20 protein-coding genes and 1 pseudogene are annotated in these 19,250 nt (G+C 48.2%); 9 read left to right on the forward strand and 12 right to left on the reverse strand.

The genetic code is table 11. The features are described from left to right. Window positions 1-91 precede the first annotated feature (91 nt). From pfkB to QUE74_RS11575, 3 genes and pseudogenes are all read left to right on the forward strand, one after another. A complete protein-coding gene (pfkB, locus tag QUE74_RS11565; protein WP_000251742.1) occupies window positions 92-1,021 on the forward strand; it encodes a 6-phosphofructokinase II in 930 nt (309 codons plus the stop codon). Between the two features lie 100 nt (window positions 1,022-1,121). Then, the gene (gene ghoS, locus QUE74_RS11570) at window positions 1,122-1,412 is read left to right on the forward strand and encodes a type V toxin-antitoxin system endoribonuclease antitoxin GhoS (RefSeq protein ID WP_000146149.1); all 291 of its coding nucleotides are present in this window, start codon (window positions 1,122-1,124) and stop codon (window positions 1,410-1,412) included. A gap of 105 nt (window positions 1,413-1,517) precedes the next feature. Next, window positions 1,518-2,378: pseudogene (locus QUE74_RS11575) on the forward strand (fructosamine kinase family protein). A gap of 40 nt (window positions 2,379-2,418) precedes the next feature. Here the strand turns inward: QUE74_RS11575 and QUE74_RS11580 are convergent. Further along, the gene (locus QUE74_RS11580) at window positions 2,419-2,955 is read right to left on the reverse strand and encodes a YniB family protein (protein ID WP_000222172.1); all 537 of its coding nucleotides are present in this window, start codon (window positions 2,953-2,955) and stop codon (window positions 2,419-2,421) included. Between the two features lie 146 nt (window positions 2,956-3,101). Between QUE74_RS11580 and hxpB the strand changes: the two genes are divergently transcribed. From hxpB to tcyP, 3 genes are all read left to right on the forward strand, one after another. Next, window positions 3,102-3,770: a hexitol phosphatase HxpB gene (gene hxpB, locus QUE74_RS11585; RefSeq protein WP_000106834.1), complete on the forward strand. Its 669-nt coding sequence runs from the start codon at window positions 3,102-3,104 to the stop codon at window positions 3,768-3,770. Between the two features lie 162 nt (window positions 3,771-3,932). Next, the gene (locus tag QUE74_RS11590; protein ID WP_001295408.1) at window positions 3,933-4,523 is read left to right on the forward strand and encodes a metal-dependent hydrolase; all 591 of its coding nucleotides are present in this window, start codon (window positions 3,933-3,935) and stop codon (window positions 4,521-4,523) included. Window positions 4,524-4,655: 132 nt separating this feature from the next. After that, window positions 4,656-6,047, forward strand: a complete 1,392-nt coding sequence (gene tcyP / locus QUE74_RS11595) for a cystine/sulfocysteine:cation symporter (RefSeq protein WP_001010691.1) — start codon at window positions 4,656-4,658, stop codon at window positions 6,045-6,047. A gap of 3 nt (window positions 6,048-6,050) precedes the next feature. Here the strand turns inward: tcyP and QUE74_RS11600 are convergent, their stop codons facing one another. Continuing rightward, entirely contained in the window at window positions 6,051-6,854 is an 804-nt protein-coding gene (locus tag QUE74_RS11600) for a hypothetical protein (RefSeq protein ID WP_001354710.1), read from the reverse strand. A 287-nt stretch (window positions 6,855-7,141) separates the two neighbouring features. After that, a complete protein-coding gene (gene cedA / locus QUE74_RS11605; protein ID WP_001241561.1) occupies window positions 7,142-7,405 on the reverse strand; it encodes a cell division activator CedA in 264 nt (87 codons plus the stop codon). 182 nt (window positions 7,406-7,587) lie between these two features. Between cedA and katE the strand changes: the two genes are divergently transcribed. After that, window positions 7,588-9,849 (forward strand): catalase HPII, encoded by a 2,262-nt coding sequence (katE, locus tag QUE74_RS11610; protein WP_000077828.1) that lies wholly within the window; start codon window positions 7,588-7,590, stop codon window positions 9,847-9,849. A gap of 46 nt (window positions 9,850-9,895) precedes the next feature. Here the strand turns inward: katE and chbG are convergent, their stop codons facing one another. The 7 genes from chbG to osmE form a co-directional block, all read right to left on the reverse strand. Continuing rightward, entirely contained in the window at window positions 9,896-10,654 is a 759-nt protein-coding gene (gene chbG / locus QUE74_RS11615; RefSeq protein ID WP_000440428.1) for a chitin disaccharide deacetylase, read from the reverse strand. A gap of 12 nt (window positions 10,655-10,666) precedes the next feature. Then, window positions 10,667-12,019, reverse strand: a complete 1,353-nt coding sequence (celF, locus tag QUE74_RS11620) for a 6-phospho-beta-glucosidase (RefSeq protein WP_001071840.1) — start codon at window positions 12,017-12,019, stop codon at window positions 10,667-10,669. Window positions 12,020-12,123: 104 nt separating this feature from the next. Further along, entirely contained in the window at window positions 12,124-12,966 is an 843-nt protein-coding gene (gene chbR, locus QUE74_RS11625; protein ID WP_000983653.1) for a transcriptional regulator ChbR, read from the reverse strand. A gap of 7 nt (window positions 12,967-12,973) precedes the next feature. Beyond that, window positions 12,974-13,324: a PTS N,N'-diacetylchitobiose transporter subunit IIA gene (gene chbA / locus QUE74_RS11630; RefSeq protein ID WP_000968929.1), complete on the reverse strand. Its 351-nt coding sequence runs from the start codon at window positions 13,322-13,324 to the stop codon at window positions 12,974-12,976. 50 nt (window positions 13,325-13,374) lie between these two features. Next, window positions 13,375-14,733, reverse strand: coding sequence for a PTS N,N'-diacetylchitobiose transporter subunit IIC (gene chbC / locus QUE74_RS11635; protein WP_000073041.1), 1,359 nt, complete (start codon window positions 14,731-14,733; stop codon window positions 13,375-13,377). 84 nt (window positions 14,734-14,817) lie between these two features. After that, complete coding sequence (chbB, locus tag QUE74_RS11640) at window positions 14,818-15,138, reverse strand: PTS N,N'-diacetylchitobiose transporter subunit IIB (protein ID WP_000412169.1); 321 nt, start codon at window positions 15,136-15,138, stop codon at window positions 14,818-14,820. Between the two features lie 298 nt (window positions 15,139-15,436). After that, window positions 15,437-15,775: an osmotically-inducible lipoprotein OsmE gene (gene osmE, locus QUE74_RS11645; protein WP_001039044.1), complete on the reverse strand. Its 339-nt coding sequence runs from the start codon at window positions 15,773-15,775 to the stop codon at window positions 15,437-15,439. 201 nt (window positions 15,776-15,976) lie between these two features. On the opposite strand from osmE, the gene nadE reads away from it, so the two are divergent. Then, complete coding sequence (gene nadE, locus QUE74_RS11650) at window positions 15,977-16,804, forward strand: NAD(+) synthase (protein ID WP_000175037.1); 828 nt, start codon at window positions 15,977-15,979, stop codon at window positions 16,802-16,804. Between the two features lie 229 nt (window positions 16,805-17,033). Next, on the forward strand, window positions 17,034-17,921 hold the full coding sequence (gene cho / locus QUE74_RS11655; RefSeq protein WP_000252362.1) for an excinuclease Cho: 888 nt from the start codon (window positions 17,034-17,036) through the stop codon (window positions 17,919-17,921). Here the strand turns inward: cho and ves are convergent. Further along, window positions 17,881-18,456 (reverse strand): environmental stress-induced protein Ves, encoded by a 576-nt coding sequence (ves, locus tag QUE74_RS11660; protein WP_001354711.1) that lies wholly within the window; start codon window positions 18,454-18,456, stop codon window positions 17,881-17,883. The genes cho and ves overlap by 41 nt on opposite strands. A 201-nt stretch (window positions 18,457-18,657) precedes the next feature. Beyond that, window positions 18,658-19,143: an ATP-independent periplasmic protein-refolding chaperone Spy gene (gene spy / locus QUE74_RS11665; protein ID WP_001228990.1), complete on the reverse strand. Its 486-nt coding sequence runs from the start codon at window positions 19,141-19,143 to the stop codon at window positions 18,658-18,660. Window positions 19,144-19,250: the final 107 nt, after the last annotated feature.

Raw genomic sequence — 19,250 nt, forward strand, 5'->3', positions numbered from 1 at the left:
TTTTAAATAAAGCTCTAATAAATCATATTGTTAATTTCTTCACTTTCCGCTGATTCGGTGCCAGACTGAAATCAGCCTATAGGAGGAAATGATGGTACGTATCTATACGTTGACACTTGCGCCCTCTCTCGATAGCGCAACAATTACCCCGCAAATTTATCCCGAAGGAAAGCTGCGCTGTACCGCACCGGTATTCGAACCCGGAGGCGGCGGCATCAACGTCGCCCGCGCCATTGCCCATCTTGGAGGCAGTGCCACAGCGATCTTCCCGGCGGGTGGTGCGACCGGCGAACATCTGGTTTCACTGTTGGCAGATGAAAATGTCCCCGTCGCTACTGTAGAAGCCAAAGACTGGACCCGGCAGAATTTACACGTACATGTGGAAGCAAGCGGTGAGCAGTATCGTTTTGTCATGCCAGGCGCGGCATTAAGTGAAGATGAGTTTCGCCAGCTTGAAGAGCAAGTTCTGGAAATTGAATCCGGTGCTATCCTGGTCATAAGCGGAAGCCTGCCGCCAGGTGTGAAGCTAGAAAAATTAACCCAACTGATTTCCGCTGCGCAAAACCAAGGGATCCGCTGTATCGTCGACAGTTCTGGCGAAGCGTTAAGTGCAGCACTGGCGATTGGTAACATCGAGTTGGTTAAGCCTAACCAAAAAGAACTCAGTGCGCTGGTGAATCGCGAACTCACCCAGCCAGACGATGTCCGCAAAGCCGCGCAGGAAATCGTTAATAGCGGCAAGGCCAAACGAGTTGTCGTTTCCCTGGGTCCACAAGGGGCGCTGGGCGTTGATAGTGAAAACTGCATTCAGGTTGTGCCACCACCGGTGAAAAGCCAGAGCACCGTTGGCGCTGGTGACAGCATGGTCGGCGCGATGACACTGAAACTGGCAGAAAATGCCTCTCTTGAAGAGATGGTCCGTTTTGGCGTAGCTGCGGGGAGTGCAGCCACACTCAATCAGGGAACACGCCTGTGCTCCCATGACGATACACAAAAAATTTACGCTTACCTTTCCCGCTAACTGAAACATTCCCCCTGCATTGGGGGAATCACCACCAACCTGTCGGCAACGCGTTTCTCCGACTATGCTCAAAAGTCATGTGATAACAAAGGGGTGAACTATGGCCAGTGGCGATCTTGTCCGTTATGTCATAACCGTCATGTTGCACGAGGATACATTGACTGAAATTAACGAGTTGAATAATTACCTGACTCGCGACGGTTTTTTGCTCACCATGACGGATGATGATGGAAATATCCATGAGCTGGGGACTAACACTTTTGGACTTATCAGTACCCAAAGTGAAGAAGAAATTAGAGAACTGGTTTCGGGGCTTACCCAAAGTGCAACCGGCAAAGATCCTGAAATCACCATCACGACCTGGGAGGAATGGAATAGCAACAGAAAATAAATGGTTTTTGGGCAATAATCAGTCTGTGGTGTGCGTTAGCTCGTGTTTTTACACCGCATTCTTGCGCTAACCTTATGATCTGGCAGACAACATGGGAGAGACATCATGTGGCAGGCAATCAGTCGTCTTTTGAGCGAGCAGTTAGGTGAAGGCGAAATCGAACTGCGTAATGAACTGCCTGGCGGAGAAGTCCATGCCGCATGGCATTTGCGCTATGCATGACGTGACTTTTTCGTCAAATGTGATGAAAGGGAACTGCTTCCCGGTTTTACCGCCGAAGCCGACCAACTGGAGTTACTGTCGCGTAGTAAAACCGTCACCGTGCCTAAGGTTTGGGCAGTTGGCGCTGACCGTGACTACAGTTTTCTGGTGATGGATTATCTCCCACCTCGCCCGCTGGATGCGCATAGCGCATTTATTCTTGGTCAGCAAATTGCGCGTTTACATCAATGGAGCGACCAACCGCAATTTGGCCTCGATTTCGATAACGCGATCTCCACAACTCCCCAGCCCAACACCTGGCAACGTCGCTGGTCAACTTTTTTTGCTGAACAACGGATTGGCTGGCAGCTGGAACTGGCGGCAGAAAAAGGGATCGCTTTCGGCAATATCGATGCCATCGTCGAGCATATTCAGCAGCGTCTGGCCTCGCATCAACCGCAGCCTTCTCTGTTGCACGGCGATTTATGGTCCGGCAACTGTGCGCTGGGTCCGGATGGCCCGTACATTTTCGACCCGGCCTGCTACTGGGGTGACCGAGAGTGCGACCTGGCGATGTTACCGCTGCATACTGAACAGCCGCCACAAATCTATGACGGCTATCAGTCAGTATCCCCGCTACCTGCCGATTTCCTTGAACGTCAACCGGTTTACCAACTCTACACGCTGTTAAATCGTGCAAGGTTATTTGGCGGTCAGCATTTGGTTATTGCTCAGCAGTCACTGGATAGATTATTAGCAGCATAATATGGGGTGAGGATAATGGCCGCTCCGTGCGGCCTTTTGGTTAAATAAATCCCAGCAGAGAAAAGAACACATAACCTGCAGCAATACAAATAACCGGCAGGATATACAGCGAGAAAAACTGCAGGAAAATAGTATGGTGCGGCACAACAATACGTGACTCAATTTGTTCACGCGTTAGCCCCTCTTCCCCTTTGGCTTTTTCCAGAATGAGTTGATCTTCAACACCTTCCCGCAAGAAGCGCGCCTGGCGACTCATCCGGGCACCGGAATCCTGCAACGCTAGTCCGACAAAAATCAGGATGAAAATCACCCAGAACATAACGTTCACGCCACCATTAAAATTGGGCGTCGGGGAGTTATACCAGAACAGATTCAAAAAAGGCGTATTCGCCTGCATCATATCGATCATGACATGAGTAAAGTCGAGCATGACCGCATTAATGCCTTCCTGGTTTTCCTGCCGGGTATTCATAAATTTCAGCAAAGAAATCAATGTAGAGATCAATGCAGGTATAAAAATCACCCAACCTAAAATCCTTTTCAAAACAGCAATGCGTCCAGCTTGTTGATACGTCATGAGTTCTCCTTGATTAAGACGCGTCGTTTCACTTAGTTTACCTGTAGATATCTGTTTTCGCCCATTCTTTAAAGGCGATATGATAGGCGCTTAATCATAAGCACGGCTTAATACCTTACACATAATGCTCTAAAGGAGAGGTTGTAATGTCAACCCCGCGTCAGATTCTTGCTGCAATTTTTGATATGGATGGATTACTTATCGACTCAGAACCTTTATGGGATCGAGCTGAACTGGATGTGATGGCAAGCCTGGGGGTGGATATATCCCGTCGTAACGAGCTGCCGGACACCTTAGGTTTACGCATCGATATGGTGGTCGATCTTTGGTACGCCCGGCAACCCTGGAATGGTCCAAGCCGTCAGGAAGTAGTAGAACGGGTTATTGCTCGTGCCATTTCACTGGTTGAAGAGACACGCCCATTATTGCCAGGCGTGCGTGAAGCTGTTGCGTTATGCAAAGAACAAGGTTTATTGGTGGGACTGGCCTCCGCGTCACCACTACATATGCTGGAAAAAGTGTTGACCATGTTTGACTTACGCGACAGTTTCGATGCCCTCGCCTCGGCTGAAAAATTGCCTTACAGCAAGCCGCATCCGCAAGTATATCTCGACTGCGCAGCAAAACTGGGCGTTGACCCACTGACCTGCGTAGCGCTGGAAGATTCGGTAAATGGCATGATCGCCTCTAAAGCAGCCCGCATGCGTTCCATCGTCGTTCCTGCGCCAGAAGCGCAAAATGATCCACGTTTTGTATTAGCAAACGTCAAACTCTCATCGCTGACAGAACTCACCGCAAAAGACCTTCTCGGTTAATAACCAAGGGCAGTTATCACGCTGCCCCTGGTTCTTTATCTGAATTTGCATTCAACTGGCGGATTAATCGTCAATTTAAGAGAAAGAGTTACACCGTCACTACTTCCGTGCACTGTATAAAAATCCTATACTGTACGTATCGACAGTTTAGTGAGTTTTATCATGACGGCGGAAGGTCACCTTCTCTTTTCTATTGCTTGTGCGGTATTTGCCAAAAATGCCGAGCTGACGCCCGTGCTGGCACAGGGTGACTGGTGGCATATTGTCCCTTCCGCAATCCTGACGTGTTTGTTACCGGACATCGATCACCCAAAGTCGTTTCTTGGGCAGCGATTAAAGTGGATATCAAAACCGATCGCCCGCGCTTTTGGGCATCGTGGTTTTACCCACAGTCTGCTGGCGGTATTTGCGCTGCTGGCAACCTTTTACCTTAAGGTTCCTGAAAGCTGGTTTATTCCTGCTGATGCGTTGCAGGGAATGGTACTGGGTTATTTGAGCCACATACTTGCCGATATGCTGACACCCGCCGGTGTTCCCCTGCTCTGGCCATGCCGCTGGCGTTTCCGCTTGCCTATCCTGGTTCCCCAAAAGGGCAACCAACTGGAACGTTTTATCTGCATGGCATTATTTGTCTGGTCGGTATGGATGCCCCATTCATTACCCGAAAACAGCGCTGTTCGTTGGTCATCGCAAATGATCAATACCTTGCAGATCCAGTTTCATCGGCTTATTAAGCATCAGGTTGAATACTAAAAAGGCAAAAATCGCCTTTCTGGAATAAGCAATTCCATTTGAATATAAGAGCCAGCACACAGTTCTGTTAATCTTGCGCCAACACTATGACTGCTACGCAGTGATAGAAATAATAAGATCAGGAGAACGGGGATGAACTTTCCATTAATTGCGAACATCGTGGTGTTCGTTGTACTGCTGTTTGCGCTGGCTCAGACCCGCCATAAACAGTGGAGTCTGGCGAAAAAAGTGCTGGTGGGTCTGGTGATGGGTGTGGTTTTTGGCCTCGCCCTGCATACCATTTATGGTTCTGACAGCCAGGTACTTAAAGATTCTGTACAGTGGTTTAACATCGTTGGTAACGGCTATGTTCAACTGCTGCAAATGATCGTTATGCCGTTAGTCTTCGCCTCTATTCTGAGCGCGGTTGCCCGTCTGCATAACGCATCACAGTTAGGCAAAATCAGTTTTCTGACCATCGGAACGCTTTTGTTTACCACGCTGATTGCGGCGCTGGTCGGTGTGCTGGTCACCAACCTGTTTGGTTTGACGGCTGAAGGTCTGGTTCAGGGTGGTGCAGAAACTGCACGTTTGAACGCCATCGAAAGTAACTATGTTGGTAAAGTCTCTGACCTGAGCGTTCCGCAGCTGATCTTGTCCTTTATCCCGAAAAACCCGTTTGCCGATCTGACCGGAGCCAATCCGACGTCAATTATCAGCGTGGTAATTTTTGCCGCATTCCTCGGCGTAGCTGCGCTGAAGCTGCTGAAGGATGATGCGCCGAAAGGTGAACGCGTCTTAACCGCTATCGATACCCTGCAAAGCTGGGTGATGAAACTGGTTCGCCTGGTCATGCAGCTGACCCCTTACGGCGTTCTGGCGCTGATGACCAAAGTGGTTGCAGGTTCTAACCTGCAAGACATCATCAAACTGGGAAGTTTCGTTGTCGCGTCCTACCTCGGTCTTCTGATTATGTTTACAGTGCATGGCCTTCTGCTGGGCATTAATGGCGTGAGCCCGCTGAAGTACTTCCGTAAGGTATGGCCAGTACTGACGTTTGCCTTTACCAGCCGTTCCAGTGCTGCGTCTATCCCGCTTAATGTGGAAGCACAAACGCGTCGACTCGGTGTTCCTGAATCCATCGCCAGTTTCGCCGCCTCTTTCGGTGCGACCATTGGTCAGAACGGCTGTGCCGGTTTGTATCCGGCAATGCTGGCGGTGATGGTTGCGCCTACGGTTGGCATTAACCCGCTGGACCCGATGTGGATTGCGACGCTGGTCGGTATTGTTACCGTTAGTTCCGCAGGCGTTGCCGGTGTCGGTGGTGGCGCAACTTTCGCCGCACTGATTGTGCTGCCTGCGATGGGCCTGCCTGTAACGCTGGTGGCATTGTTAATCTCCGTTGAACCGCTTATCGACATGGGCCGTACGGCGCTAAACGTTAGTGGCTCGATGACCGCTGGCACGCTGACCAGCCAGTGGCTGAAGCAAACCGATAAAGCCATTCTGGATAGCGAAGACGACGCCGAACTGGCACACCGTTAATTCTTATGCTGGCAACGGTCCGTTTTGTATAGGGGCCGTTGCCTTACTTTTTAAATGTTCCATCGCGGCGATGCATACTGACTCATATTTAAACAGATCGTCAGCGAAAAAAATGGCTAACTTATCAATACATTCCTGACTCAATGAATGTGCTTGTAGCGAGAAGCTTAAAACCTCATACCCAAGACGTTTTCTAAGTGAACTATCTGAAATGCTCATAATCTCTTCAAGCACACCACTTCCCATTCCCGGAAGATTCAGTGGATTAAAAAGAAGATTGACATTAAGCATTGATATTACCGAAGGAAACTTTAGGAGACTCTCATTTTTTTGAATCGCAGCAAAAATGCTCCCAACAGGATGTATATAATTTTGTTCATAGTATATCGTTCTTAAATACTGAATAACCAACCTGTTTTTTATATTGATCAAATTGGTCATTTTTTCTGGTCGGAATTCACAGGTAAAATCCATCCCAACAAAATTCTCATTAATACCTCTTATCCTAATTTCACTACCATAAAGATTATTAATTATCACTCTATATTTAACATTGTCCTGCAGATATGTATCAAAACTAAGTGCTGGCGCTCCTGGCTTTGAGGCATCATAGTTAATGTTAGACATATAGGTAATCATATAATTGAAGTTTGATTCTGCTATTTCATCGCAGGCACATTGACCCGTTGATATGAAGAAAGTGAGTGCTGTCATGGTAGACTGCAGCCTTTCTTTAAAAGAGTTAAAGGCAAGGTTTTTAATATTTAAATTACCATAATCACTCTGTATTAAGTTTGTAGAAAACATCTCCCACCTCGTATTTCAACAAAATTATTATCTCATTTGAATCTAAGCAATTTACAATATAAGTTTAATGGCAACGCCACAGGATGAACTATCAAAAATAGCTCATTCTGATTAGCTAAACTTAACTATTATAAAATAAATAAACAATTAAAGAAAAAAGATCACTTATTTATAGCAATAGATCGTTAAAGGCAGCTTTTTGTTACAGGTGATTTGAATGAATGTTGCATCGAAATACAGAATTTCAGGCCATGTAACTCCCGGCCAAACCGGGAGGTACGTAATCCTTACTCAGTCACTTCCCCTTCCTGGCGGATCTGATTTGCCCAACGCTGGGCGGATTCAGGCACAGTAAACGCCGGTGAGCGCAGAAATGACTCTCCCATCAGTACAAACGCAACATATTTGCCACGCAGCATCCAGACATCACGAAACGAATCCATCTTTATCGCATGTTCTGGCGGCGCGGGTTCCGTGCGTGGGACATAGCTAATAATCTGGCGGTTTTGCTGACGGAGCGGTTTCTTCATTACTGGCTTCACTAAACGCATATTAAAAATCAGAAAAACTGTAGTTTAGCCGATTTAGCCCCTGTACGTCCCGCTTTGCGTGTATTTCATAACACCGTTTCCAGAATAGTCTCCGAAGCGGGATCTGGCTGGTGGTCTATAGTTAGAGAGTTTTTTGACCAAAACAGCGGCCCTTTCAGTAATACATTAAGGAGACGAGTTCAATGTCGCAACATAACGAAAAGAACCCACATCAGCACCAGTCACCACTACACGATTCCAGCGAAGCGAAACCGGGGATGGACTCACTGGCACCTGAGGACGGATCTCATCGTCCAGCGGCTGAACCGACGCCACCGGGAGCGCAGCCAACCGCGCCAGGGAGTCTGAAAGCCCCTGATACGCGTAACGAAAAAATCAATTCTCTGGAAGACGTTCGCAAAGGTAGTGAAAATTATGCACTTACCACCAACCAGGGTGTACGCATCGCCGATGATCAAAACTCCCTACGCGCCGGTAGCCGTGGCCCAACACTGCTGGAAGATTTTATTCTGCGCGAGAAAATCACTCACTTTGACCATGAGCGCATCCCGGAACGAATTGTTCATGCGCGCGGCTCAGCCGCTCACGGTTATTTCCAGCCATATAAAAGCTTAAGCGATATCACCAAAGCGGATTTTCTGTCAGACCCTAACAAAATCACCCCAGTATTTGTACGTTTCTCTACCGTTCAGGGTGGTGCTGGCTCTGCCGATACCGTGCGTGATATCCGTGGCTTTGCCACCAAGTTCTATACCGAAGAGGGTATTTTTGACCTTGTTGGCAATAACACGCCAATCTTCTTTATCCAGGATGCGCATAAATTCCCTGATTTTGTTCATGCGGTAAAACCAGAACCGCATTGGGCAATTCCGCAAGGGCAAAGTGCTCACGACACCTTCTGGGATTATGTTTCCCTGCAACCGGAAACGCTGCATAACGTGATGTGGGCCATGTCGGATCGTGGTATCCCGCGCAGCTATCGCACCATGGAAGGCTTCGGTATTCACACCTTCCGCCTGATTAATGCCGAAGGGAAAGCGACGTTCGTACGTTTCCACTGGAAACCATTGGCCGGTAAAGCCTCACTGGTTTGGGATGAAGCACAAAAACTAACCGGACGTGACCCGGACTTCCACCGCCGCGAGTTGTGGGAAGCGATTGAAGCGGGTGATTTCCCGGAATACGAACTGGGCTTCCAGTTGATTCCTGAAGAAGATGAATTTAAGTTCGACTTCGACCTTCTTGATCCAACTAAACTTATCCCGGAAGAACTGGTGCCCGTTCAGCGTGTTGGCAAAATGGTGCTTAATCGTAATCCGGATAACTTCTTTGCCGAAAACGAACAAGCAGCTTTCCATCCAGGCCATATTGTTCCTGGTCTGGACTTCACCAACGATCCCCTGTTACAGGGACGTTTGTTCTCCTATACCGATACACAAATCAGTCGTCTTGGCGGACCCAATTTCCATGAAATTCCGATTAACCGCCCGACCTGCCCATACCACAACTTCCAGCGTGATGGCATGCACCGCATGGGTATCGACACTAACCCGGCGAATTACGAGCCCAACTCGATCAACGATAACTGGCCGCGCGAAACACCACCAGGGCCAAAACGTGGCGGTTTTGAGTCATATCAGGAGCGCGTGGAAGGCAATAAGGTGCGCGAACGTAGCCCGTCATTTGGCGAATATTATTCTCATCCGCGCCTGTTCTGGTTAAGTCAGACGCCGTTCGAGCAGCGCCATGTTGTCGATGGTTTCAGCTTTGAGTTAAGCAAAGTAGTTCGTCCGTATATTCGTGAGCGCGTTGTTGACCAGCTGGCGCATATTGATCTCACTCTGGCCCAGGCGGTGGCGAAAAATCTCGGTATCGAACTGACTGACGACCAGCTGAATATCACCCCGCCTCCGGACGTCAACGGTCTGAAAAAGGATCCATCCTTAAGTCTGTACGCCATTCCTGACGGTGATGTAAAAGGTCGCGTGGTAGCGATTTTGCTTAATGATGAAGTGAGATCGGCAGACCTTCTGGCCATTCTCAAGGCGCTGAAGGCCAAAGGCGTTCATGCCAAACTGCTCTACTCCCGAATGGGTGAAGTGACTGCGGATGACGGTACGGTGCTGCCTATAGCCGCTACATTTGCCGGAGCGCCTTCGCTAACGGTCGATGCGGTTATTGTCCCTTGCGGCAATATCGCGGATATCGCTGACAACGGCGATGCCAACTACTACCTGATGGAAGCCTACAAACACCTTAAACCGATTGCGCTGGCAGGAGACGCGCGCAAGTTTAAAGCAACAATCAAGGTCGCTGACCAGGGTGAAGAAGGGATTGTGGAAGCTGACAGCGCCGATGGTAGTTTTATGGATGAACTGTTAACGCTGATGGCAGCACACCGCGTGTGGTCACGCATTCCTAAGATTGACAAAATCCCGGCGTAAATATGGATAAGGTCACGCCCCCTGGGGAGTGACCTTACCACCTTACTTACACATCAAGATAACTACCCAACCGATAACCACGCTCAGCAATCGCATATTTCAACGACGCTGAAGTCAGCACATCCAGTTCCGTTAACCGAGGGAAGCAATAAGCACTCTGGCGAATCGTATTATCGATAAACGCCGGGTGGCACATCACTTCCAGAGAGCGCTCGCCGCGATGACTGGAGTCATCAAGCACTTGCAGGAACAGTGTCTCGCTAATCTCTTCACCATAAAACGCGCTACTGAATCCCTGCGAACTGCGCAGATTAGCCAGTAAATCACCAACGTTAGACAGCGGCTGACGGTCGATGCGCAACGCTATCCCCTCTTCAGCCGCAAACCTGGCAACAATCGGGAAAATCTGCGGGAACATATGCACATGATGATGGCTATCAAGATGCGTAGGTTTGCGTCCAAATAGCTCAATGAAACGCAAATACTGACTGGCGAGCTCCTGAGTAATTTCTTCCAGCGGTAAAGCATCTTCTTCTGCCAACTGCCAGATCCATTTTCCCAGCACACCATCGCGGGTTAACCCCGGCATAGCTGTCAGTGCCTTGCCCATAGTAAGGACAAAGTGCATCCCTATGGCCAGACTCGGTTCATCACGACTCAACTGCACTGCATGGTCAATAGCCTGCCCATTCACCAGCGCCGTCGTCGACGTGACAATCCCATTGCGACAGGCCTCGATAATGCCGTAGTTCTGACCTTTGCTTAAGCCAAAATCATCGGCATTAACAATCAGTAAGCGTTCCATAATCAGCCTCGGTTAATGTGCTTTTTTAAGCTCTGCGATGCAGTCGGCAAAATTTGGCAGCCATTTCTCGTGCGCCAGAATCATCTCGCGTGCCAGCAGCTCAGCATCGCGATCGGAATGCACCAACGGACTAAGGTTTAGCGCCAGTAACACATCGTTAAATTCCCCGCTAAGTGCGGCGTTGCTGGCAGCAATCTCGAAGCCTTTGATGGTGTGAATCAGCCCCATCACTTTATCATCGAAATGCGTAATGCGCGGATGTGGCGTCGCGCCATCGCGCCCCAGCGTACAGGTCATTTCTACCGCCCAGTCTGCCGGAATATTATCAATATGCCCATGATGCGGGATATTAACGTAATGTTCTGCTTGCTTGTCGTTGTAGATAGCGTTGATCACTTCGCACGCTGCATCAGAGTAATAAGCCCCACCGCGCTGTTCCAGCTCTTTCGGCTTAACATTCAACTCCGGGTTTTTATATAGCTCAAAAAGTTGTTTCTCGACTTTCTGTACTACCTGCGCTCGTGCGCCGCCTTTGTAGTATTCGCCCATTTCAATAGCCAGCATCTCTTTTTGCTTGAAGTAATAAAGCAAATAAGAACACGGCAACAGATTCAGAGAACGAATTAAGCCTTCGCTAAATGGCAGATCGAAAATATTTTTAACGCCAGATGCTTTTAACTGCCCGGATGCCACACCATCAAGCAATTCGGCAAAGCGTGATTTGCCATTTACCAGCACATCCTTAATGAACACCATATGGTTGAGGCCGAACAAATCGATAGATAAATCATCGCTGTCTTTCAGCATCAGAACATCGCGAATAAACATCTTCATGCCGATCGGAATATTACACACGCCGATAAAGCGTTTAAATCCGGTATGACGATAAACGGCTTCAGTGACCATTCCCGCCGGGTTAGTGAAGTTAATCACCCATGCATTCGGACAAAGTTCTTCGACATCTTTTACGATGTCAAAAATCACCGGAATGGTACGCAGACCTTTAAACAAACCGCCCGCGCCGTTAGTTTCCTGACCAAGATAACCATGACTTAATGGAATACGTTCATCCAGTTCGCGCGCCGGTAATTGGCCTACGCGCAGTTGGGTAGTAACGAAATCAGCATCTTTCAATGCTTCGCGGCGATCCAGCGTTTTATAAAGCTTCATCGGGACGCCAGCGTTATCAATCATCCGTTGGCAGAGATCAAAAATAATATCCAGTTTAGCTTTACCACCTTCGACATCCACCAGCCATAATTCGCTGACCGGCAATTCGTGATAACGCTTAATAAATCCTTCCAGTAACTCCGGGGTATAGCTGCTCCCGCCACCAATAGTGACGACTTTTAATATCTGGTTCATAAACTCTCCCTTCAGTACAGAGTACTGATATCTGGCATATCTGCCCCCCCGGACATAAATAATCCAGCAACAGGACAGATATGTGAATTGTCAGGTATAACGACTTACTGATTAAATTCAGTCAATTTCTTACGATAGCTCTTAGGCGTAAAGGACGTTAATTTCTTAAACGTTTTAATAAACAAGCTCGGGCTACTATAACCGGCCTCAAACGCAATATCCGTCACGGAATAGTTGGTCATTTCCAGTTGTTTTTTGGCAAAATTAATACGGATCTCATTAATAATCTGCATTGGTGTTTTGCCATAATATCGTTGAGTCGCTCGCGTCAAATATTCCTGTGATTTGGCTGACAACGTCACCATATTCTCCAGCGCCGATTCACTAAACTGCTCTTTATCATGCATCTTTTCTACCGTACTTTTCAGCCACTGCGGTACATCATCAATCACCTGTTCTTCGCGGTAATGACGCAAACGGTTAATGACATAAAAAGTAACCATCTCAACAAACTCTTCCAGCCCTGTTTCGCGGAAATTCAATGAAGAAATCACGGTTTCCACATAGGTGAGAAAAGCGTTATTGGTCCGGTATACCTGCGAAGCGACAAAGCAATAAGGCAACAACGGCAGGTAATGCTGCTCAAAAAAGCGTTTACTGATCCCAACGTTCAATATGCGCGTGGCACCAAACTCATAAAAACTTTGATGGTGCGAACCTAACGGAATAAAAACAAAATCGCCCCGTTCCAGTAACACGCGCTTACCGTTAATCTCCTGGAAATAACGCCCGGTTAATACCAGAGTAAATTCATAATAGTCGTGCTGATGCAGTCCGCTGATACTCTCAGTTTTGTTATAGATAAACACATGGAAATTTTTGCCATTAAACAACTGCTGTTCTCGGGCAGTGGCAATTTCCGGCGCGTTAATCACTGGCTGCATCATCGACTCCTTATGCCTTCAGTTTTTCATGAAGCTCAATTAATTCAGTAATCAGTTCACGCGCAAGCATGGACGTCATTAAATGATCCTGAGCGTGGACCAGCACCAGACTCACTTTCATCTTACCTTCGCCCGCATCGCCTTCAATCAGTTTCGTCTGTACCAGATGCGCTTCATTCAATGCCATCCGTGACTGATCCATCATGGTTTTTGCTGCGGCAAAATCGCCCTGCTTCGCCTGTTTCAGTGCCGCATACGCCAGGCTGCGCGCTTGTCCGGAGTTGATGATAAGCCCCATCACCACTTCTTCCAGCTCTTCAGCTTCCGTTTGCGTATCGGGAATATTTTCGAGATCCATCATACATCGTTCCTCTCTATTCTTACCGGCACGATTACCCGTACCGGTATCGATTAAAATTTCAGGGCATTAGCAATATCTTCTTCACTCTCTTCTTTATCAATCGCGTTTTGTGCTTTGTTAGCCACCACAACAAAGGGCAGATAAATTAACGTTGCGATACCAAGGTTGAAGAGTGCGACCAGCAATGCAGCGACGCTACCGTTGGTGTTAAAGAAGGCTCCCAAACCGGTTGGCATGGTCCACGGTGCAATATTGGTCACCGGAGGAATAATGCCCATGTAGTACGCTGCCAGAGTGATTGCCGCCAGAATCGGTTGTACCAGTACAAACGGGATAAACATCACCGGGTTCATGATAATTGGCAAACCAAACAGAATCGGTTCGTTAATCTGGAAGATGCCGGACGGCAGCGCCAGTTTTGCCACCTGACGATAATCAGCACGGCGAGAAGCGATAAAGATAGCCAGGATCAGACCCAAAGTCGCACCACTGCCACCGAGGAAAATAAAGGAGTCCAGCATCGGCTTGGCCCAGATATGGAAGGTCTTACCGGCTGCCAACGCCGCTTCGACGGAACCATATTGCTGATAGGTCGCGATATTTTCCAGCGCCCACGGCGTCATAATGCCGTTGTCCAGGGCGGTCAGCGCCAGCGCGCCGTGAATACCAAAGAACCAGAGCAGTGGAACAAAGATCACATAGGCCCATCCCACCACGCTACCCAACGATGCCAGTGGGGTTGAGATGGTATCCATAATGATCTGATGGAAATTGGTACCCCAGGTATTCAACGCCCAGGCAATAATCCCCATCACGGAAAGAATAATAAAGCCGGGGATTAATGCCGAGAAGGAACGCGATACTGAAGCAGGTACGCTGTCGGGCAATTTAATGACCCAATTGCGGCGGACAATAAAGGTAAACATTTCTGCCACCACCAGGCCAATAATAATCCCGGAGATGATATTCGCCCCACCTAACCAGTTTGCGCCAACCGCATAGGCCTCACCGACACTATAAGGGGTGACGGTCATAAATGCTGCAACGGATAACAACCCAGCCGCCAGCGCATCGACTTTACGCTCTTCTGCCAGCGCCATGCCAATAAAGAACGGTGCCATTAAAGACATTATCCCTAATGTTCCGTTATATACGTTGCCGCCAATACCTTTCAGACCATTAAGTGTTTCAATGGTTGAGGCATCCAGGCGAATACCTAAGGAATAAAAAAACGACCCCTCCCCAAAGCTTAGAAAAACGTTGTTAATTAATACAAACATGGCCCCCGCAAGGGTTAACGGCATTAAGCGAATAAAGCCATTTTTGATTGCATTAACGTGTGGCTGCTTTCCTATTTTAACTGCAAAAGGGAGGAGTACCTTTTCAAGCGATGCAATAACATTACTCATAGAAAAATACCCTTAAAAACCGCAATTTAAATATTGCGGTATTGATTTATGAAATAACTCTTTGACGGGAAAATTTAAAATAAATTAATTTGCTGCGGCTTTTTTAATCGCTGCAACCGCAGCCTTAAGCACGCCTAAACCATCGACTTTGCCATAAAGCAGCGAGTCAATTACTTCAACCGGTTTGTTGGGTAACAAACGCTGGATTTCGGGCAACATATAAGCAATCTGCGGCCCTAATAACACGACATCGGCATTCTGACCTTTTTCACCAGCCAGTGTTTCCGGAAATGCTTCAATAATGACCGGAACTTCATATTTTTCTGCCTGTGCGCGCATTTTTGATACCAGTAAAGAGGTAGACATGCCCGCAGAACAAAACAGATAAATGTGTTTCTTTTCCATAAAACTGCCCTCATCGACGATTATCTGTCAGCCAGACACTCCGCAAGCCTTAACCTGCTTCCATGCTCTGGGTAACTTGCGAAACCAACATGACTTTTTTTGTGGCTGAAAGGAGTATACGGTATAGACCTGAGCAATAGTATTTCTTTGACCTTATAAATTGTCTCTCCTTGACCTGTGGTTATGACCCTCTTCACATTTCGGGCAAATAATTCGCGAAGATAATTAAGAACACAGGCCAAAAAAAACCGGCGCAATGGCCGGTTTCCGTTGTTACTCAAGCTTTCAGACGAAGTGATTACTTCGCAGCCTGTGGATCAGTGTCGTATTCAGCACAGGTCTGATAACCGGAGTTGATGACATGTCCGGTATCATCTAACGCGACAAAGTAGGTTTCTGCTTTACCATCACGTTGACCCAGGATGTAGGTCTGGCAAGTACCACGAGCATGAATCATACTCACTTCAGACGAAGGTTTACCCGCAATTTGTGCAACCTGCGCCCGGCTCATGCCTTTTTTGACGTCTTTCACCACAGGCTGTACAAACTGGTCTTTGGTACGATCATAAGCCGTACAACCCGCCAGCATGGTTAATACCGCCGCTGCACTCAGAATTCCTGCCATATTCTTGTTCATATTCCGTCCTCTTTTTTATCAGCGTGTTAGATAAGCCTGGAATACATTGGGCGCTTTTTCAAGCCCGTGAACGAAACGGCTCCGCTTTCAGAGGATTCCTGTATGACGTTTTAACCACCATTCAGCCCGCTGTCGCTTGTCGTTTCAATAGCAACGGGTTAGCTTTAAGGAAGTTTTGTCTTTTCTGTCTGGAGGGGTTCAATGACATTGCAACAACAAATAATAAAGGCGCTGGGCGCAAAACCGCAGATTAATGCTGAAGAGGAAATTCGTCGTAGTGTCGATTTTCTGAAAAGCTACCTGCAAACTTATCCGTTCATTAAATCACTGGTGCTCGGGATCAGCGGCGGTCAGGACTCCACGCTTGCCGGTAAGCTGTGCCAGATGGCGATTAATGAGCTGCGCCAGGAAACCGGCAACGAATCGCTGCAATTTATTGCCGTACGCCTGCCCTATGGTGTTCAGGCCGACGAACAAGATTGTCAGGATGCCATTGCCTTTATTCAACCGGATCGCGTATTAACCGTTAATATCAAGGGCGCGGTATTGGCCAGCGAACAGGCGCTGCGCGAAGCGGGTATTGAATTAAGTGATTTTGTCCGTGGCAATGAAAAAGCGCGTGAGCGGATGAAAGCACAATATAGCATTGCGGGTATGACCAGCGGTGTCGTGGTGGGCACCGATCATGCAGCAGAAGCCATTACCGGATTCTTCACTAAATATGGTGACGGCGGTACGGACATTAATCCGCTGTATCGCCTCAACAAACGTCAGGGTAAACAGTTACTGGCGGCATTAGGTTGTCCGGAACATCTTTATAAGAAAGCCCCAACGGCCGATCTGGAAGATGATCGCCCTTCTCTGCCAGATGAAGTGGCACTCGGCGTGACCTATGACAATATCGACGACTATCTGGAAGGGAAAAACGTACCTGAACAGGTCGCCAGAACAATAGAGAACTGGTATCTGAAAACCGAACATAAACGCCGTCCGCCAATTACCGTTTTCGATGATTTCTGGAAGAAGTAATAATTTGCACATATTGGTTTGTGCGAAAAAGAGTACTTTGTTCACGCCGGATGCGGCGTGAACGCCTTATTCGCCCCACAAAACTATGCAAATTCAATATATTGCATGAGTCGAATAGGCCTGACAGGCGTAGCACGTCTGACGGTGTAACCTTTGTCATCAACCCGCCTCTTTTTTAATCGCTCCCCGCCTGTTACACTGGATAGATAACCAGCATTCGGAGTCAACAGTGGTACGGCGTTTAACTTCTCCGCGGCTCGAATTTGAAGCTGCGGCAATTTATGAATATCCCGAACATTTACGTTCATTCCTTAATGACTTACCCACCCGACCAGGGGTGTATCTGTTTCATGGCGAAAGTGACACCATGCCGCTCTATATCGGCAAAAGCATTAACATCCGCAGCCGCGTCCTTTCTCATTTACGTACCCCGGATGAAGCCGCCATGCTGCGGCAATCCCGACGCATCAGCTGGATATGTACCGCCGGTGAAATCGGCGCTCTACTCCTTGAAGCGCGATTAATCAAAGAGCAGCAGCCGCTATTTAATAAACGCTTGCGCCGCAATCGCCAGCTCTGCGCCCTGCAGCTGAATGAAAAGCGTGTTGATGTGGTGTATGCCAAAGAGGTGGATTTTTCACGAGCCCCCAACCTGTTTGGCCTGTTTGCCAATAGGCGCGCAGCTTTACAAGCATTGCAGACCATCGCTGATGAACAAAAACTTTGTTATGGCCTGTTGGGACTGGAACCGTTAAGCCGCGGGCGTGCATGTTTTCGTTCTGCATTAAAACGTTGCGCCGGGGCGTGTTGCGGTAAAGAGAGCCATGACGATCATGCGCTACGCTTGCGCCAGGCTCTGGCGCGTTTGCGGGTGGTGTGTTGGCCTTGGCAAGGTGCGGTGGCACTGAAAGAACAGCACCCGGAAATGACTCAATATCATATTATTCAAAACTGGCTGTGGCTGGGGGCGGTTAATTCGCTGGAAGAAGCGACAATGTTAATTCGGACACCCGCCGGGTTTGATCACGACGGTTATAAAATTCTTTGTAAGCCGCTGCTTTCCGGTAACTATGAAATTACTGAACTTGATCCGGCGAATGACCAGCGAGCCAGTTGATTTCACTGAATAACAGTTTACCTTGCGGTTGTAAAAGCCGCAGGGTGTGTTTGCCATCATACCAGCACGCTCCCTGGTCAGTAGTGAGCAGTTTATCGCCCAATTGCCACGCCCCGTTAATGACAAACACTACCCCGCCGCGTGAGCCAAAGGTAGTAAACGTACGTTCGGCAATTCTGACTTTCGCCTTACAGACATCCAAGCGTGTCATGATGTTGAAATCCATCGACATCTGCCCTGCCGTCAGTTTCGCTTTAACCACCTGGTCCGCCGCAAAGGCAAAAGGCTGTAACGGTTTTAAGGTATGTTTAAAGCGGTCTGCACTTTCAAGGAACATCTCGCCGCCTTCCAGCAACGTCACTATCCTTTCCATACCTGGAAACAAAGAAAACTCCCCATTCGCCGCGATGGATGCAATGCTGGCTCGCCAGTAAAAATCACGTTTTGCCGGTGGAAAAGTACAGATTTCGCGGGTTTCACCGGCAGCGTTTCGCCACAGATTCACCGACATTTTACGTATATCAAAGTATTCCATACTCGCTCCCGGCCCGTTCTTTTCATTGTTATCGTTCAGGTAACCGTGGATGGTTATCGGCAACTCGGGTGATTTACGTTAGTGGCGATCAGTTTTTTTTTGCATCTGTTTGAGAACAAAAAAGAAAACCGCCGACCCTGTCCACCGCATTACTGCAAGGTAGTGGACAAGACCGGCGGTCTTAAGTTTTTGGCTGAAAGATTATTCAGCAGTTGCAGGCATTTTACCTTTTGCCGCTGGACGTTCTGTCAGACGCTTCTCAAAATTAGCATTAAATTGCTTTTTCTGTTCCGGCGTCAGGATGTTGTAAATCTTGTTCTGGGTTTCCATGTGCGCCAGCATGTTAGCTTTGCGCTGTTCTTCCATTTTTGCGATCTGTGCTTCAGCTTTTGCTTTATCGAAGGTATCGCTGGCAATGATGTCATGCATTGCGCGGCGTTCTTCCAGCGGCGGACGTTTCATCTGGTCACGCTGGCCTTTCATGATTTCGCGGATCTGCTGTTTCTGCGCGTCGGTCAGGTTCAGGTCTTTGAACATCATGTCCTGATGCGGACCGAACTTGCCTTTGTGGTGCATCATCGGCTTCGCGTCAGCCGGTGCTGAGGTAGTGGTGTCTGCGGCATGGGCCAGGTTAGCCGCGCCAAGAGCCAGGGTAGAGGCAACAAACAGTGCAGTTAATTTACGCATATTCTATATCCTTCCTTTCAGTTATTTATTACGGCTTTCTTAAGTAGCGTGCCGTGTTGACGAGATTAACTTTACTGACTTTAGCGTCAATTAATCAGAGCAACGGT

The sequence above is a fragment of the Escherichia sp. 10290 genome, assembly GCF_030295155.1.
Classification (GTDB): Bacteria; Pseudomonadota; Gammaproteobacteria; order Enterobacterales; family Enterobacteriaceae; genus Escherichia; species Escherichia coli_F.